The following is a 16,143-nucleotide window of genomic DNA, read 5'->3' as shown; positions in this document are numbered from 1 at the left end:
TTTCGTTTGTTTTACAAGGTTCACTACATAAGGGATCTTGATCCCTCACATACATTAATGGAGGAATGACCATGCTGTTTGTTGATAACCAGGGCATTACAGATCCGTCTGTAAACCTCGCGATTGAGGAGTATATTCTGAAGCATCTGCCGATGGAGGATGACAGCTATCTGCTTTTCTACATCAATCGCCCGTCCATTATTATCGGAAAGCACCAGAATACCATTGAAGAGATCAACATCGAATATGTTCAGGATAACGGTGTACAGGTTGTCCGTCGTCTTTCGGGAGGCGGAGCGGTATATCACGACCTCGGCAACCTGAATTTCAGTTTTATTACAGCCGATGACGGTCAATCCTTCCACAACTTCCGTAAGTTCACCCAGCCTGTGGTTGAAGCCTTGCAGGAACTTGGGGTCAATGCCGAGCTAACCGGGCGTAACGATCTGCAAGTAGGAGAAAAGAAAATTTCGGGCAATGCCCAATTCTCCACGCGTGGACGCATGTTCAGTCACGGCACATTGATGTTTAACCTGAATCTGGATCATGTTCAAGCATCCCTGAACGTAAATCCCGAGAAATTCAAATCCAAGAGTACCAAATCCGTGCGCAGCCGGGTTGCCAACATTCGTGATCTGATCGACAGCAACCTCACGATTGAACAGTTCCGCGATGAGCTGTTGCGTCACATTTTCCGGATGGAGCCGCAAGACGTCCCACAATATACACTTACAGAGAAAGACTGGGACAAGATCAAGGAAATCTCTGCCGAGCGCTATAGCAACTGGGACTGGAACTATGGTCTGTCTCCGGAAAGCAATGTGAAGCATACCCGCAAATTCCCTGTCGGCATTATTGACCTGCGCATGAACATCAAAGATGGACGAATCGAAGATATCAAAATCTTCGGTGACTTCTTCGGCGTAGGCGATGTGGCCGATATCGAAGATATGCTGCGTGGCAAGCGTTATGAAGAATCCGAGGTGCGTACTGCACTTAAGGGCCTGGATGTAAAACACTACTTCGGCAACCTTGAGCTGGAAGACTTTATCGGCCTTGTTTTCCTGGAGGAGTAAAGTTGAATTTATATAGATTAAGACCCGAATAGATACAGATAAAAAGGAGAGAAACTTACATGACCTACAAATTAATCGCAATCGATATTGATGACACTCTGATCAACGACAACAAGGAAGTAACCCCTGCCACGCAAACGGCGCTGGAACAAGCGGTTGCTCATGGTGTAACTGTAACGCTGGCGACTGGCCGTGCTTATGCTTCCGCACAAGCGCTTGCTCGTCAGACCGGACTTAATGTGCCGATCATTACGTATCAAGGCGCATTGGTGAAGAACTTGCTAGACGAAAAAGTACTCTACGAGCGCTACGTTCCACAGGAGGCTTCCCGCAAACTGTACGATTATTGCCTGGAAAATAATCTTCACCTTCAAACGTACATTGATGACAAGCTGTATGCTCGTGAAGAAAACGACAAACTGCGTGATTATGCCAAATTGAACGGCACACAATATTACATCGAATCTGATTTCATCAAAGTCATTGAACAAAAAACACCGAAACTGCTGATCATCGATGAGCCGGATTACTTGGATAAGGTTGCCGTTGACCTGCGTGAGTTGCTTGGACCACGAGTGCATATCACGAAGTCCAAACCTTACTTCCTCGAGATCATGCACAATGAGGGAACTAAAGGCCATGCTCTTACATTCCTCGCAGACCACTTTGGTCACCAATTGAGCGAGTGCATTGCCATTGGCGACTCTTGGAATGACCATGAGATGCTGGAAGTTGCAGGACTTGGTGTAGCAATGGGTAACGCCATCCCTGCTCTTAAAGAGCTGGCTGATTACATTACGGCGAGCAATAACGAAGATGGCGTAAAAGAGGTTATCGAGAAGTTTGTATTGAACGCAGAGTAAGGTTCAAGCGAAGCATTTACTTTTATACATGTATTATGACAACACAAACAAACAGCCCTGTCAGCGATAGCTCGCTGTGCAGGGCTGTTCATATAAGTATAACTATGTATTAATACTTTTCTTAAAACTCATTTTTTATTGGCCATTTTCTCTAGTGCTCTAACGGCACGCTCACGTTGTTCCCTCTTTTCAGCCCGGTAGTGACTTGCATCCTCTCCCGCACTGCTAAAGAATCCCCAGAGCAGTCCAATCAAACTACCTACTATACTAGGAACCGCCTGATTCACCAAATAAAAATCCATATCGAGCTTAATACTTAGAAACAAAAGTCCACCCCAGATGATAAAATAGCCATAAAAAGCTAGATAACGATGACTAAATGCAAAAAATAGATAAATTAGAAATGCAACAAAACCTAAAACAATTGAAATCACATGAAATTCATCTTCCACAATAACGCAACTCCCTAATGCCAGTCTAGTTGTTTTGCATAAACTCATTGAACTCTAAAAATCTCTTTTCACTTACATGCTCGGTTAAACTCTCGCTTTGTAGACCTTTCTCCTCTCTGCTTTGTTAAACGCACTCCACACTATATCATATCCAGCTTCTTCTTATAACTATATTTAATTCTTCTAAACAAAAAAACTCCCGTTTATGACATCTTACGATGGCGTAACCGAGAGCTTTAATTTCTTTCATTCCTTTGCAGAATTACACATTACCTATTTTACTAGAGGTTTGGAAGTTTGGACCAACGGACTCTTACGCCCACCTCGTTTTAACCAATCCATCACTTTCTCATTCATCGCCAAGAGACCTGTAACGACCAAGGCTACACCAATCCACGTAATCCAGCTAACATGTTCATTATAGACAACGGCACCCAGACCAACCGCAATCGGTGGGGAGATGTACAGCCAGGTTGCCGGGAACAGCGGATTCGTGCGAGACATGATCCAGTAGAACAGGCTGTGACCAACCATCGAGCCAACGACAGTCAAGTAAATTACGGACGAGACAGCAGGTACCCAGTCCAGAGCAGACATATTCCACGATTCTGTAACCGCTGAGAGCAAGCTTAACAACAGTCCTCCATACATCATCTGTGCTGCGTTGATCGCTACGGGGTTCGTTTCTTTGAACTGATTAATCACCTTCTTGGAGTAGATCGCCCCTGCTGAATAACACACTTCGCCCACCAGAACGGCAATACAACCCCATAGCCATAGTGGACTACCACCAATAGATACACCCGGCAGAACCACAAGCACGACTCCCGCAAAACCGATCAGACATCCCGTAATCATGCGTGCAGATGTTTTTTGTCGCAACAAAGCTGTCTGCATCAGCATAATCATGAGTGGACCTGTAGCTGACAAAATTGCACCAACGCCCGAACTCACATATTGTTCAGCCCAATATAAGGTCGCAAACGTACCAAACGTCAGTCCTGCACCTGTAATGAGCATTTCTTTACGCCACAGCAGGGAAATATTGACCTTCCCCTTCATCCACATCCATGCAAACATCAAAGCCCCTGCAACAATAAAACGGAGTCCAGCTGACAGAAAAGGCGGCATGCCTGCTTCAACTCCAATTTTGATTGCCAGAAACGTTGTTCCAAAAATAAGACACATTACGGTAAATGCGATCCCCACCATGATAATCACTCCTTCATCTGTTCTCCATCATATAGCACTCTCTACAGAACAGAATGCACAAAACAGAACAGTTATCTTCCGTTTGCTGTTACAATAGAGTTCAAAAGGAGTGTGAGCCGGGTGGGCAAAACCATGATGATGACAGATAACAGCCTGAAACTATATGAGCAAGTCATCCATTATCTCGTTGTGCGTATAGAAGCGGGAGAGTGGGCTGAACATGAAAAACTGCCATCTGTACGTAGCCTGTCCGAGCTACTCGGCGTACATCGTCTCACCGTTTTCAAAGCGTATCAGGAGTTAAAAGAACGTGGAAATGTTTATGTGAAGGACAAGTCTGGCTATTATGTCAGTCCAGCGACGCCATTCTCTGTAACGGATCAGGCGGATGATCCGGCTGTGTCTGCCTGGCTACATTGGGATTCACTAGCACGGGTACAGTCCCTTGAAGCAGAATACCAGTTTTCCAAATCGTTAATCGATCCCTCTCTGCTGCCCAACCGATATTGGGGTGAACTGATGCGTGATCTGCTCGATCAATATCCCCGTTTGCTTGGCACGTATTCCACAATTCAGGGAGATCTGGAATTGCGAAGTGCGCTGGCAAGCCATTTAACGAAAAAAGAACGCTTTTATCTCTCTGCAGACGAAGTGCTCATTACTTCCGGGGCCCAGCAGGCTATCGACGTAATCTCTCGGAGTCTGGTCAGACCCGGTGATCGTGTTCTGATGGATAGGCCCACGTACGGGCCTGCAATGGAAATTTTTCGCAAGCAAGGTGCTCGTCTAATCTTTACGGATATTCACTCGGATGGGTATGATCTGGAGCAGATTGAGCATCTGATGAAAACGGAGAAACCACGCTTATTCTATACGACACCAACCTTTCATAATCCGACCGGCGTTAATGTTCCAGTTGAACAGCGCAAGCAATTACCGGAACTTGCAGAACAGTATGGTTGTTTTCTACTCGAAGACGACAGCACCTATGATATCTATTTTAAGGAGAAACCTCCTGCACCCATTTTCACCTACGACACGACCGGTCACACCCTGTACATTCGAAGTTACAGCAAGTATGTTGCACCCGGGCTGCGAATTGCAGCCATCATATGCCGTCAACGATTCATGCCAGGACTACAGGCTGTAAAATCACTGACAGATAACGGAACAGCCCTTCTGAACCAGAAGCTTTTTCTCCGTTATTTTCAGTCAGAACGCATGCATCAGCATCTGTCCAAGCTGCGGACCGCCATCCAGCTTCGAATGGAAGTAATGGAACAATGTCTTCTAGAAACGGACTGGACGTGGACCCGCCCCGAGGGTGGACTCAACTTTTGGGTTGAGCTTCCGGAGGGTGTAGATACAGGACGACTGCTTCACCGATGCATGGAGCAATCCGTTGCCTTTGTCCCCGGAACCGTATTCGATTCTTCGGACGATTCAGCTAACCGCAAGCTGCGTTTGTCCTTCTCTTATGCCCATGAGCAGCAGATTCGGGAAGGCATGAGTAGGCTCATTACGCTGGCGAAAGAAATGTAGTTTGAATTTAAAATAATCCCTACTTCCTGCGTGTGCGACATAAGCATATCGTTAGAATCCAAAATAAGCCCGAAAGGTCACTTGACCTTCCGGGCTACTGTTATGAGCTAGATATGACCTTATCCACCAATCCATATTCGACTGCCTCAGCAGCGGTCAGGAAATAATCTCGATCCGAGTCCTTCTCAATCCGCTCAATCGACTGCCCTGTATGATCGGCTAACAGCTTGTTAAGGCGTTGACGGTGTTGAATGATGCGGTTAGCATGAATCAGCATATCCGACGCCTGCCCCCGCGTACCGCCATGTGGCTGATGGATCATAATCTCACTGTTGGGTAGCGCCATACGCTTGCCTTTTGTTCCACCCACCAGCAATATCGTGCCAAAGCTTGCCGCCATACCTGTACAGATCGTGGAGATATCCGGCTTCACATATTGCATCGTATCATAGATCGAGAACCCCGCAGTCACCGACCCACCAGGGCTGTTGATGTACATCTGGATGTCCTTCTCCGGGTCTTCTGCAGTCAAAAACAATAACTGAGCCACAATGGCATTTGCCATCTGATCCTCAATCTCTCCGGACACCATAATAATCCGGTCTTTGAGCAAACGGGAGTAAATATCATAGCTCCGTTCTCCGCGAGCTGTCTGTTCCACCACATAGGGCACTACATTCATGTGTGTCGCCTCCTCGGTTTAGGCAACCATGTTGACCGTGTACCCACCTCCATACGACATCGAGTTCATACCAGAAGTAGAGTACCCGTACATCATTGGCTGCATGGATGGAGACGGCAAAGTCTGCTGCAAAATTGTACCCGCCACAGCCATCGGATCATCAGTCCGATTCAGGCACAGATCAATGATTTGAGCGGTATCTCCATTACGAAATGCCAGCAGATAGCTGCGCAGTTCCTCCCGATTGTTTTCCACTGCGCCTGCTTCATACTGCAATTCAGCGTCCGATTGTTCCGACCTGTGCCTCACTTCAGCTATGGTAGATCGGGCACGACTTAACGCCGCTTTCACAGCGCCTTCTGTCGTATCCAGCATTTCCGCAGTCTCTGCCGCCTTATAACCCATTAATTCACGTAATACATAGATCACTCGCTGCCACGGTGGTAGCTTATCTACAAGAAGTTGAACAGCAGACTCCAACTCCTCGAATCGTCTTTCCTCCTCCATCTCGTGCAGAAGCGGCTTCAAGCTATCCAGTTTATATGCTAATCTCTCACTCTGACGTAAGATATCAATCCAGCTGTTGCGTGCAATACGGATCAGATAAGCTTCCCAGTTTATATCTTTATTCATCCCGGAACTTCCAGCGACACTCGACGACAATACTTTGAGACAAGTCTCCTGAACCAGATCCTCCGTGTCTGGAACTGATTTCGTCAGTGATAAACAGTACGCATACAACGAACCCATCAGATCGGGTAATACGGTATGGATGCTTAGGTTCAATTGATTTTTTCTGTCGTTGTCACCAGATTTAATATTAAATTTATCTTGTTTACCATCATCATGTGGTCTGTTGATTCTGCAATCCACGGACTTCACAAAGGCCATCTTGGGGGCCCCCCTTTGCTGGTTCCTGATTGATTTTGACTTACACTATGTAAACGAAGAACCTCCTCCAAAGGATACGCTCTTCTACATTTATTTTTGTTACGCTCATTAAGTTGAGTCACGCATTGGTTTCCAGCTATTTGTTTCCAAGCGGCACCTTCATCCCAGCAAGAGCAATCGTAATGCCTGGATCCAGCTTGTAATTCTGCCGTACATCGACGTCATGGGACATATGTGTAAAATAGGTATGACCCGGTTGCAGCTCCCGCAGCAGCTCCTGTGCCTCGCGCATATCGTACACGGAACGTGTCGAGAATTCTGCTAGCTCATGCACAAAGCTCGTTCCGAGCACCAGCATATCCAGTCCGTGCAATGGCTCTTTCTCAGATATCTTCAGGTCAATGGCATCTGAACAGTACGCCCAGCTATACCCACCTCGATCCAGTCGATAAGCGTACGAATACCCGTTATGCCCATGGCACACTTTCCAGGAATGTACCTTCCAGCCGCCGAGTTCAATATCATCATCCGTTTCCAGAAAGTCCATATGACGACTCAACCAAGGAAACTGTCCCTGAATGGTGGCAATCACTTCACGTGGTGCATATAAACGTCCCTTTATACCCAGCCAGCGGCACGCATCCGCCCATTCTGGCAATCCTCCAATATGGTCAAAATGCGCATGAGTAATAAGCAACGTATGCACCATACGTAATCCCTGCTCCTCCATCTGTGATCTCCAGTCTGGTCCGCAGTCAATCATGAACTGTTCACTAGCACTATCGCCACCACCGTCAATCAGAACAGAGGAGCGCTTCCTTCTATTTTCTCCCGTAAGTCTAGCCTCTGTACATACTTTGCAATCACAATACATACGTGGAACGCCCATCGCATCGCCAGTGCCCAGAAATGTTAGCTGATTCAATCCGCATTCCCCCTGAATTAATGATATGTAGATTGTAATCGTACACCTTTGTTTTTGCAAAAAAAAGACCACCCCGTTGCAGTTCTCCACTGCAATTCGGGATAGTCTGTGGTCTGACCGTTCACCGTCAGACTTCATCTCCATGCTTCGCCCCATCGGGAGCTTGCGCTTCGTCAACATGTTGTGCAACCTTATAAGCGGGTCGCCAACCTGAAGAGCAGGCCATACCTTTTGCACAGGCCATGACCCGATTAATTCAAGCACATTAACCCAGCTCTGGAACTACACCAGTGCCCGCAACTTCAATGTCAGTTCCCGACCTGCAGGTACTTCCTTCGAGTCTGTAATGACCCAGTTGGATGCAAGTCGCTCTGCCAGCACCTCTGCCTGCTCCGGTTTCAATTGCAATCCGGTAACGATTCCTTCACCTACCGTGAAGTCTTTTTCTGGTTGCACCTTGAAGGCTTTCTCCAACCAGATTCCCAGTCCACCACGCGTGTTAAAGGTAATCCGATATCCATCTTTGACTGCCGCCTCCAAATTTTCACCATGCTCGTCCGCATAGGAGAAAAATTCGTTATATCGGTATTCCTCTTCAGACACGGCGTCAAAAGCGGAAATGTCCTTCGCTTGAATAGCTTTCAAAATTTCTTCCTCAGGCATCCCCTTACCACGGGCCTGCTCCAGTCGAATCGCTGTACTTTGGGATAATTTGATCTCTGAACTCATCCAACTCACACCTTCCTGCAGATACTATGTAACCATCATGATTTAGTATACCTCTATCTATATCCTTTTGGCAGTAAAAAACCTCCATCTCGACTTCCATTGAAATGAAGGTTTAGTATGAACATGCACGTTTACCTATTCAATTGCATCATCAATACTCATATTCCCGCGAGCACCTGATACCACACCCCGCGTTTGGAGTACAACGTACTGCGTACCTCGTCCCATCCACCCAGATAGGTGATATCAAATAATCCTTCAGGCGTTGGAAATGTGGACTCCGTCTGAGCAAATACATCCGGATCTACTGAACGAAAACCATGCTTGGCAAAAATATGCTGTGCTTCTGGTGTACGCAGATATGCGACAAAGGCTTCCGCCAGTTCACGATTCCCATGTTTATCAGCATACTTATTCACCACGACTGCCGGGTTCTCAATCAGGATTGTATTTTTCGGAACGACGATGTCATAATCTACACCTTTGGCAATCCGGGCAAGTAATTCATTTTCATACGTGACGATCACATCACCCACACCATACTCGAATGCCGCCATCGAAGAGCGACCACTCTTGTCCAATGATTCAACGTTGCGATGTACCTGTTCGAGAAAAGCCTTGGCTGCGGCAGGGTCTTTCTTACCCTCTTGCTCCTCCGACAGTTTCAATCCGGCACCGTAGATGGCATTAATATCCCATTGTGCGCCCCCGGATGTCTTTGGATTGGGGTACAGTACCTTCACTCCCGGCTTGGTTAAATCCTGAAAATCACGAATTCCCAGAGGGTTGCCTGCTCTAGTACCCAGAACCACAATCGAACGGGTGATCATCCCCTCATTCAGGGTCTGTTTCCAATCGGAGCTAACCAAGTCGGCTTTGACCAGCTTGTCGATATCACTCTCCATCGCGAGCAAGGCCACATCAGCCTCGAATCCACCTACAATGGCTCTTGCCTGTGTTCCCGAAGCTTCATAGGACTCCTGGAAGTTAATCGTCTGTCCAGTCTTCGCCTTCCACTCCTCCTGGAACTTGGGTAGCAACTCACCTACAGCGTCTTTCGCTACACTATAAGCACCGATTACCAGCGTGTTGGATGAATCGTTACCAGAGGGCTCGTTCTGTGCGCTTGACTCCTCCTGCTTGCTGCATCCAGCGGTCATGCAGACGAGCAGAAGTATGAGGGCAACATATAAGAGTATGACTTTCTTCTTCCTCGTCTGCATGGGTAGCCCCTTTCTTCCACTTGATCTAAATCATCACCGGCATCGGATCTTCCTTCAGTCGGTTCTCAACCACCCAACTGTTGGAATCATTGAACAAGTATGCACGGTGCACAAGAACTCTTATCTGTTGACCGATCTCCAATGTCGTTTTCTCCAGAGAACGATACGTAATTAACTTGTGACCCTGTACTTCCACCTCTACCATCCATTCACTACCGCGGAAATGAAGATGTTTGACTGTACCTTTTTCCGTTGCAGACAACATGGTGAACTCATTTTTCAAGCCGATCTCAATATACTCTGGTCGGATCAGCGCTCGTGTACCTTCACCCTCGACCGCATGTTCGAAGCCTTTCAGCTGTGAAGCATCCTCCACAACCGTAGACTCCCCGATAAATGTAGCGACAAAAGGTGTCTGCGGGTTTTTGTAGATATCCCAAGGCGTACCTTTCTGTTCCAGACGACCCTGACTGATAATCATAATTTCGTCCGCCACTTCAATCGCTTCATCCTGGTCATGCGTTACAAAGATCGAAGTGATCCCTACCCGCTCAATTAGCTCCCTCAGCCATGAACGCAGTTCCTGTCGGATCTTCGCATCAATGGCCGCGAATGGTTCATCCAGCAATAACAGCTGCGGCTCAGGGGCGAGTGCTCTGGCAAAAGCAACACGCTGACGCTGCCCACCAGACAACTGATGGGGATAGCGCTGTTCGAAACCTTTTAACCCGGTCAGTTCAACGAGTTCCATAACCCGATCACGGATCTGGGCTTTTGGCGTCTTCTTGACCTTGAGTCCAAAAGCAATATTCTCAAATACCGTCATATGTTTGAACAAGGCATAGTTCTGGAATACAAATCCGATGCCCCGCTCCTGTGGAGGCAGATGGTTCACCACTTTTCCGTGAAAGCGAATCTCTCCGGAACCCGGATTCTCCAGACCCGCAAGCATCCGCAGAATGGACGTCTTCCCACCTCCGCTGGGTCCAAGCAGACCGATCAGATGGCCTTTGGCAATATCGAATGAGACATCTTTTACCGCATGAAAATCACCGAAATGTTTGTTCAGATCACGGACTTCTACATGCATATCAATGCACTTCCTTTCGCTTCTTGGCCCATTCCATCATAAGCAGCAGCCCGACGGAGAAGGTGACCAGCACCAATGCCACACCATTCGCGGCAGCTACATTAAAATTCTCAACATCCTGATACACCAGCGTTGTTGCTGTCTGCGTTTTGTTCATAATATTACCGGATACGACCAGCACTGCACCGAATTCCCCAAGCGAGCGCGCAACCGTCAAGACTAGACCATATACCACTGCCCAGCGGATCGAAGGCCAGGTCACACTCCAGAACGTTCTCCAGCCGTAGGCGCCAAGGGTAGACGCGGCCTCCTCTTGCTGCGAACCGAGTTCCTGCAGGACAGGCATAACCTCTCTGACCATCAGTGGAAATGTGACAAATAACGTAGCGATCACCATACCCGGGAAGGCATAGACCACATTGAATCCAATTCCTTCAAAAAAAGCACCCATAATGCTGTTAGGTCCCAGCATCAACACAATCATCAAGCCCCCAATGACAGGAGATACGGCATAAGGCAGGTCTACAATGCTGTTCAGCAGCCCTCTTATCCGTTCACTCAGCCATCCGGCACGTACCAGATACAGGGCCATCATGATGCCAAACAATGTATTTAACAGGGTGACCACCAGGACAACCATTCCGGTCATCATCAAGGCGTGTAAGGCCTCAGGGCGCATCAGCCCTTTCAGGAACCCGCCTGCCCCATCTTCAAATGCGCCAATAAAAATGCGACCGAGCGGGATGATCAGCAGTACAATAAATACCGCAAACGTCAGTCCGATTAAGAGTCGTCTCATCGTCTTCTCCCCCGCATCTGTACCAGATTGATCAGCCAGAGGATGAGGAAGGAGAGCGTCAGGAGCAACACGGATACAGCAGCGGCTCCAGTTGGATTATCACTTTCAATCTCTCCGTAGATAAATACGGAAGCGGTCAGAGTTCTGCCCGGAATGTTACCAGCCACCAGAACGACAGCTCCGAATTCAGCCAGTCCTCTGGAGAAAGCCAACATCCCCCCACTGATCATGCCAGGTGCCATGGAAGGCAGAATAACCTGCATGAATGTACGAGCCTTGGATGCCCCCATCGTGTACGAGGCCTCTTCCTCGGAAGGATCAATTTCTTCCAGCAAAGGCTGCACCGCACGGATCACAAATGGAAACGTGACAAAGGTCATCGCTATAACAATGGCGGGCTGGTGAAACACAATCTCGAACCCCATGGATTCTGCCAGTTTCCCGATGGCACTGACCGGACCCAAGAGCAGCATAATCATTAAGCCGCCCACTGCGGTTGGCAATGCAAACGGGAGATCGACCAGACTGTTGAGAAACGATCTGCCCACAAAGCGATACCTTGTCAACACCCATGCGATCATCGTGCCAAGAACCACATTAATCAGAGTTGCAATCACGGCCAGCCGAATCGTCAGCAGTACAGCTTTCCACGCGATCGGGTCCATGATACTCTGGGCGAAGTTGCTCCATCCTTCAGAGAAGGAGTTGACGTACACACCGATGATTGGAAGTACAATAAGTACGATAAAATATAACAATACGGTACTGCGGAATCCCCAAGTCCATCCCTTATGACGAAGAACGGTATTCATTGCTGCGTTCCCTCCCAGCCTCCGGCTTAAGTTCCGGTCGGCAGTCTCCCTGCTTCGGTACGACATTTTTCCTAAGTTGGATTATATTACTTTAATATTATTCCCATTAGTCTACTTGGTTTTGCTTTTCTGATACTTTACCAGTTTGCAGTGCTAATCGTCAATGCTTTTATTGAATATAATTGGGCCACATATGAGAACGATTAATAAAATCACTTCAGGTCATTTCTAACCTCTCCGTTATTGTGCGATTCACAAAATCAGCGTCATATATGGTTTGTTTGGTATGTAGTGGTTAAGGTACAATCGAGGGTAAGAAATGAGATCCTAAGGAGTGATTTAACATGTTATATACGAAGAATATATCCACTTCCACACGAGATGAAATGAAAGATATCACATGGGACGTGAAGCAGATTGTCCAGAGTAGCGGGGTGCAGAATGGGACGGTGCTCGTCTACTGTCCACATACGACGGCAGGTATTGCCATCAACGAAAATGCAGACCCGGATGTAAAACACGATGTATTGTTGCGCCTGGACGAAGTGTACCCTTGGGAGCATCCCGAATATCGACATGCCGAAGGTAATACAGCCTCTCACCTCAAATCGATCACAACAGGGCCATCACAGACGGTAATTATTCATGAAGGCAGATTACTGCTTGGCCGATGGCAAGGCATTTACTTTTGCGAATTCGATGGCCCCCGTGAGCGGGAATACCTTCTCAAAATCATGGAAGGTTAGATTCGTCCCAACAGGCCTGTCACCAACTCAACCATTTTTCAAACACAAACAGGCGGTCCACCCTCATTTCGGGTCGGAGCCGCCTGACTTGTTTTTTGGCGCATACTAACTTTCGCGAGACAACGTTATAAAGAATTAAAGTTATGACAAATCACCGCCCTGAAGTGTAGGGGTGCAACAATAGCGCCATTATTGGACGCCAGGCTGCTGACCCAGATTGCGGCACAGCACTTTGACATGAGACAGCGCAGACGATTCAATCTCCACAAACGTTAAACGGTCCTGAATGTAATAAGAAATGAATCCGTGCATAGCCAAAAATAGCGTACGCGGTACCCTTTGAATGTCTTCTTCCGTACAGTTCTCTTCATTCATATATTGTCTTATAATAGATGCGAACAATTCGAAGCAGCGTCCCTGTTCGGTACGACAATAGGACAACAGTTCTTCGTCCCTGATCATAAACATAATTTCGTATTGGTATGGGTTCTCCAGACCAAAGCGAATAAACTCCATCATAATGTGCTCAACCTTGCTCACATCATCACGAACCGGCCTGACCATGGCTTGCAGCAGTAAATGCCCCAGATGATTAAAATCTTCAACCACGATGGCATAGAACAGCTCTGCCTTTTCCTTAAAGTGATAATACAGCGACCCATGACTATAGCCCAGATGCTGGCCGATGCTTCGCATCGAAATGGCGCGGTATCCTTTGGTAATAAAAAGGTGCCTCGCCGCCTCCAGTATCCGCTCCCTCGACAACTCCTGTTCGACTGCTCTTCTAGCCATATATTTTATTCCCCTTCAATAAAATAAAGCCGCTGTCCCTCCGTGATCCGGGATTGCCCTTGCGTCAAATCCGTGATCCAGGCTACAAAAGCCTCGGTTTCACTATCCGGCGGAAGACAAGTCAACGTAACCTTATCGGTGAATCCAGTTTCACCTGTACGGACTTCCCGGCTTCTTAACTCATTTTCCACTTTACCCAGCCACGTATAATCCAGTTCAACAAACACTTCACGATGCAGCACGTTGGTAATGGCTTCTCCGGCTTCAATGGCTGCTACAGCTCCATCCGTATAAGCGCGAATTAACCCACCAGCTCCAAGCATAATTCCCCCGAAGTATCGCGTAACCACAATTGCAACATTTTTTAATTTCTGATTTTTGATCACTTCAAGAATGGGTTTCCCTGCTGTTCCGCTTGGTTCCCCGTCATCAGATTGCTTCTGGATCTCATCGCGCTCCCCAATCATGTATGCAGAGCAGTTGTGAGTCGCATTCCAATGTTTTTTCTTGATCTCATCGATAAAGGTAACAGCCTCTTCTTCTGTCGTGACCGGCATAATATGACCGATAAATCGCGACTTCTTGATTACAATTTCCAGATTGCCCGGTCCTCGAACCGTGCGATAACGTTCAATCATCCCAAATCCAACTTTCTGAACTTTTCCTGAGTCCAATTTTCCATTTAATCCATTTTACAAGAAAGCAGTTCCCCGCGCTAACGCGGACGAACTGCCCTGGTTATCTACATCCGGGAACCCTGCATCTTACACGAACAGTGATTCCCGGATAGATTTACATTACCTTATTTAACTATATGAGCAGACCGATGAATTATTCAGAAAGTCTCGCTTCGAGCGCTGCTTTCTCTTCTTCAAAGCCTGGTTTGCCCAGCAATGCGAACATATTTTTCTTGTAAGCTTCCACGCCTGGTTGGTCAAATGGATTGACGCCCAGCAGGTAGCCACTGATGCCGCATGCTTTTTCAAAGAAGTATACCAGATATCCGAAAGAATATGGAGTCATATCCGGAATGTTCACAATCAGGTTTGGTACTTGACCATCCGTATGTGCAAGCAGTGTTCCTTGGAACGCTTTTTTGTTAACAAAGTCCATGGTTTTGCCTTCAAGGAAGTTCAAGCCATCCAGATCATCCGGATCGGATTTGATCGAGATATGCTCCGCAACTTCAGTAACCTGAATAACAGTTTCAAAGATATTCCGGCTACCTTCCTGGATGAATTGACCCATGGAGTGCAAGTCTGTAGAGAAATCAACAGATGCAGGATAGATCCCTTTGTAGTCTTTACCTTCGCTCTCTCCGAACAACTGTTTCCACCACTCGGATACGAAGTGCAGGGATGGCTCATAGTTTACAAGGATCTCCGTACCTTTGCCTTTGCGATACAATGCGTTACGAACAGCTGCGTATTGATATGCTTCGTTCTCAGCTACGTTCGGGTTGCTGTATTCTTTGGATGCGTCAGCCGCACCTTGCATCATTTCTTCAATGCTGATACCAGCTGCCGCGATTGGCAGCAAACCTACAGCTGTCAGAACGGAGTAACGTCCACCAACATCATCCGGGATAATGAAAGACTCGTATCCTTCTGCATTGGCCAGTTCTTTCAGTGCACCGCGCGCTTTATCTGTTGTAGCATAGATGCGTTTACGTGCTTCTTCTTTACCATATTTCTCTTCCAGTGCTGCACGGAAAATACGGAAAGCAATTGCCGGCTCTGTTGTTGTACCGGATTTGGAGATGACGTTGACGGAGAAATCTTTGCCTTCAACCAGATCCAGCAAATGAGTTACATATGTGGAACTGATATTGTTTCCTGCAAAATAGATTTCAGGCGTTTTGCGTTTGTCTTTTGGCAGATTGTTATAGAAAGAGTGAGTCAGCATCTCAATCGCTGCACGTGCACCCAGATATGATCCACCGATACCGATAACGATGAGTACTTCGGAGTCGCTTTGGATTTTGGCAGCCGCTTTTTGAATGCGAGCAAACTCTTCTTTGTCATAAGCCGTTGGCAGGTCAATCCAGCCCAGATAGTCGGAACCTGTTCCTGTTCCGTTGTGAAGCTGCTCATGAGCCAGACGAATCGGTTCTGCGAAATAGTCCACTTCGTGCTGATTTACAAATTGCAATGCCGTGCTATAGTCAAATGTCACTTTTTTTGCCATGATTTCAAAAACCTCCTGATTTCGGTTATATTATTTCCGTATCCGTATTCCATTCTAAACAACTTGCCTTAAGGATACTTCAAATCCACGGGGCTGACAAGCTTGCAGCTCGAACTTTGTCG

At 47.2% G+C, this 16,143-nt stretch carries 17 protein-coding genes; 4 read left to right on the top strand and 13 right to left on the bottom strand.

Going from position 1 to position 16,143, the window contains the following annotated elements:
- The first annotated feature begins 71 nt into the window (after window positions 1-71).
- Window positions 72-1,076, top strand: coding sequence for a lipoate--protein ligase (locus OM416_RS18955; protein WP_264932043.1), 1,005 nt, complete (start codon window positions 72-74; stop codon window positions 1,074-1,076).
- Window positions 1,077-1,135: 59 nt separating this feature from the next.
- Complete coding sequence (locus tag OM416_RS18950; protein WP_264932041.1) at window positions 1,136-1,939, top strand: Cof-type HAD-IIB family hydrolase; 804 nt, start codon at window positions 1,136-1,138, stop codon at window positions 1,937-1,939.
- A gap of 128 nt (window positions 1,940-2,067) precedes the next feature.
- On the opposite strand, the gene OM416_RS18945 is transcribed toward OM416_RS18950, so the two are convergent.
- Together OM416_RS18945 and OM416_RS18940 are read right to left on the bottom strand one after the other, a co-directional pair.
- The gene (locus OM416_RS18945) at window positions 2,068-2,391 is read right to left on the bottom strand and encodes a hypothetical protein (protein ID WP_062833158.1); all 324 of its coding nucleotides are present in this window, start codon (window positions 2,389-2,391) and stop codon (window positions 2,068-2,070) included.
- 273 nt (window positions 2,392-2,664) lie between these two features.
- Window positions 2,665-3,603, bottom strand: a complete 939-nt coding sequence (locus OM416_RS18940; protein WP_264932039.1) for a DMT family transporter — start codon at window positions 3,601-3,603, stop codon at window positions 2,665-2,667.
- A gap of 120 nt (window positions 3,604-3,723) precedes the next feature.
- Here OM416_RS18940 and OM416_RS18935 point away from each other — a divergent pair, with 120 nt between their 5' ends.
- On the top strand, window positions 3,724-5,145 hold the full coding sequence (locus tag OM416_RS18935) for a PLP-dependent aminotransferase family protein (protein ID WP_264932037.1): 1,422 nt from the start codon (window positions 3,724-3,726) through the stop codon (window positions 5,143-5,145).
- Between the two features lie 100 nt (window positions 5,146-5,245).
- Here OM416_RS18935 and clpP read toward each other — a convergent pair whose 3' ends face one another.
- From clpP to cysT, 8 genes are all read right to left on the bottom strand, one after another.
- Window positions 5,246-5,827 carry an ATP-dependent Clp endopeptidase proteolytic subunit ClpP gene (gene clpP, locus OM416_RS18930; RefSeq protein WP_264932035.1) on the bottom strand — a complete coding sequence of 194 codons (582 nt, stop codon included), beginning with the start codon at window positions 5,825-5,827 and terminating at the stop codon, window positions 5,246-5,248.
- Window positions 5,828-5,845: 18 nt separating this feature from the next.
- Window positions 5,846-6,718, bottom strand: coding sequence for an RNA polymerase sigma factor (locus OM416_RS18925; protein WP_264932033.1), 873 nt, complete (start codon window positions 6,716-6,718; stop codon window positions 5,846-5,848).
- 136 nt (window positions 6,719-6,854) lie between these two features.
- On the bottom strand, window positions 6,855-7,643 hold the full coding sequence (locus OM416_RS18920) for an MBL fold metallo-hydrolase (RefSeq protein ID WP_264932031.1): 789 nt from the start codon (window positions 7,641-7,643) through the stop codon (window positions 6,855-6,857).
- Between the two features lie 282 nt (window positions 7,644-7,925).
- Window positions 7,926-8,372 carry a hypothetical protein gene (locus OM416_RS18915; protein WP_264932029.1) on the bottom strand — a complete coding sequence of 149 codons (447 nt, stop codon included), beginning with the start codon at window positions 8,370-8,372 and terminating at the stop codon, window positions 7,926-7,928.
- Between the two features lie 158 nt (window positions 8,373-8,530).
- Window positions 8,531-9,595: a sulfate ABC transporter substrate-binding protein gene (locus tag OM416_RS18910; protein ID WP_264932026.1), complete on the bottom strand. Its 1,065-nt coding sequence runs from the start codon at window positions 9,593-9,595 to the stop codon at window positions 8,531-8,533.
- Between the two features lie 25 nt (window positions 9,596-9,620).
- Window positions 9,621-10,685 carry a sulfate/molybdate ABC transporter ATP-binding protein gene (locus OM416_RS18905; RefSeq protein ID WP_169480091.1) on the bottom strand — a complete coding sequence of 355 codons (1,065 nt, stop codon included), beginning with the start codon at window positions 10,683-10,685 and terminating at the stop codon, window positions 9,621-9,623.
- A gap of 1 nt (window position 10,686) precedes the next feature.
- Complete coding sequence (locus OM416_RS18900; protein WP_264932023.1) at window positions 10,687-11,484, bottom strand: sulfate ABC transporter permease subunit; 798 nt, start codon at window positions 11,482-11,484, stop codon at window positions 10,687-10,689.
- Window positions 11,481-12,296, bottom strand: a complete 816-nt coding sequence (cysT, locus tag OM416_RS18895; RefSeq protein WP_145146488.1) for a sulfate ABC transporter permease subunit CysT — start codon at window positions 12,294-12,296, stop codon at window positions 11,481-11,483. Before cysT ends, OM416_RS18900 begins: the two co-directional genes overlap by 4 nt.
- Before the next feature lie 344 nt (window positions 12,297-12,640).
- Here cysT and OM416_RS18890 point away from each other — a divergent pair, with 344 nt between their 5' ends.
- Window positions 12,641-13,042, top strand: a complete 402-nt coding sequence (locus OM416_RS18890) for a secondary thiamine-phosphate synthase enzyme YjbQ (protein WP_264932020.1) — start codon at window positions 12,641-12,643, stop codon at window positions 13,040-13,042.
- Between the two features lie 189 nt (window positions 13,043-13,231).
- Here the strand turns inward: OM416_RS18890 and OM416_RS18885 are convergent, their stop codons facing one another.
- From OM416_RS18885 to OM416_RS18875, 3 genes are all read right to left on the bottom strand, one after another.
- Window positions 13,232-13,834: a TetR/AcrR family transcriptional regulator gene (locus OM416_RS18885; protein WP_017689980.1), complete on the bottom strand. Its 603-nt coding sequence runs from the start codon at window positions 13,832-13,834 to the stop codon at window positions 13,232-13,234.
- A 5-nt stretch (window positions 13,835-13,839) separates the two neighbouring features.
- Window positions 13,840-14,472, bottom strand: coding sequence for a YigZ family protein (locus OM416_RS18880; protein ID WP_264932016.1), 633 nt, complete (start codon window positions 14,470-14,472; stop codon window positions 13,840-13,842).
- Between the two features lie 193 nt (window positions 14,473-14,665).
- Window positions 14,666-16,021 carry a glucose-6-phosphate isomerase gene (locus OM416_RS18875; protein WP_017689982.1) on the bottom strand — a complete coding sequence of 452 codons (1,356 nt, stop codon included), beginning with the start codon at window positions 16,019-16,021 and terminating at the stop codon, window positions 14,666-14,668.
- Window positions 16,022-16,143 lie beyond the last annotated feature (122 nt).

Source organism: Paenibacillus sp. LS1 (assembly GCF_026013365.1).
In the GTDB taxonomy this organism is placed as follows: Bacteria; Bacillota; Bacilli; order Paenibacillales; family Paenibacillaceae; genus Paenibacillus.
This window is presented reverse-complemented; position numbering and strand designations above follow the sequence as displayed.

Bases quoted from the DNA above. Each gene is read 5' to 3' on its own strand.
- OM416_RS18880 (WP_264932016.1), bottom strand. From the start codon at position 14,472: ATGATTGAACGTTATCGCACGGTTCGAGGACCGGGCAATCTGGAAATT.
- OM416_RS18900 (WP_264932023.1), bottom strand. From the start codon at position 11,484: ATGAGACGACTCTTAATCGGACTGACGTTTGCGGTATTTATTGTACTG.
- OM416_RS18910 (WP_264932026.1), bottom strand. From the start codon at position 9,595: ATGCAGACGAGGAAGAAGAAAGTCATACTCTTATATGTTGCCCTCATA.
- OM416_RS18950 (WP_264932041.1), top strand. From the start codon at position 1,136: ATGACCTACAAATTAATCGCAATCGATATTGATGACACTCTGATCAAC.
- OM416_RS18940 (WP_264932039.1), bottom strand. From the start codon at position 3,603: ATGGTGGGGATCGCATTTACCGTAATGTGTCTTATTTTTGGAACAACG.
- OM416_RS18875 (WP_017689982.1), bottom strand. From the start codon at position 16,021: ATGGCAAAAAAAGTGACATTTGACTATAGCACGGCATTGCAATTTGTA.
- OM416_RS18905 (WP_169480091.1), bottom strand. From the start codon at position 10,685: ATGCATGTAGAAGTCCGTGATCTGAACAAACATTTCGGTGATTTTCAT.
- OM416_RS18925 (WP_264932033.1), bottom strand. From the start codon at position 6,718: ATGGCCTTTGTGAAGTCCGTGGATTGCAGAATCAACAGACCACATGAT.
- clpP (WP_264932035.1), bottom strand. From the start codon at position 5,827: ATGAATGTAGTGCCCTATGTGGTGGAACAGACAGCTCGCGGAGAACGG.
- cysT (WP_145146488.1), bottom strand. From the start codon at position 12,296: ATGAATACCGTTCTTCGTCATAAGGGATGGACTTGGGGATTCCGCAGT.
- OM416_RS18885 (WP_017689980.1), bottom strand. From the start codon at position 13,834: ATGGCTAGAAGAGCAGTCGAACAGGAGTTGTCGAGGGAGCGGATACTG.
- OM416_RS18955 (WP_264932043.1), top strand. From the start codon at position 72: ATGCTGTTTGTTGATAACCAGGGCATTACAGATCCGTCTGTAAACCTC.
- OM416_RS18890 (WP_264932020.1), top strand. From the start codon at position 12,641: ATGTTATATACGAAGAATATATCCACTTCCACACGAGATGAAATGAAA.
- OM416_RS18915 (WP_264932029.1), bottom strand. From the start codon at position 8,372: ATGAGTTCAGAGATCAAATTATCCCAAAGTACAGCGATTCGACTGGAG.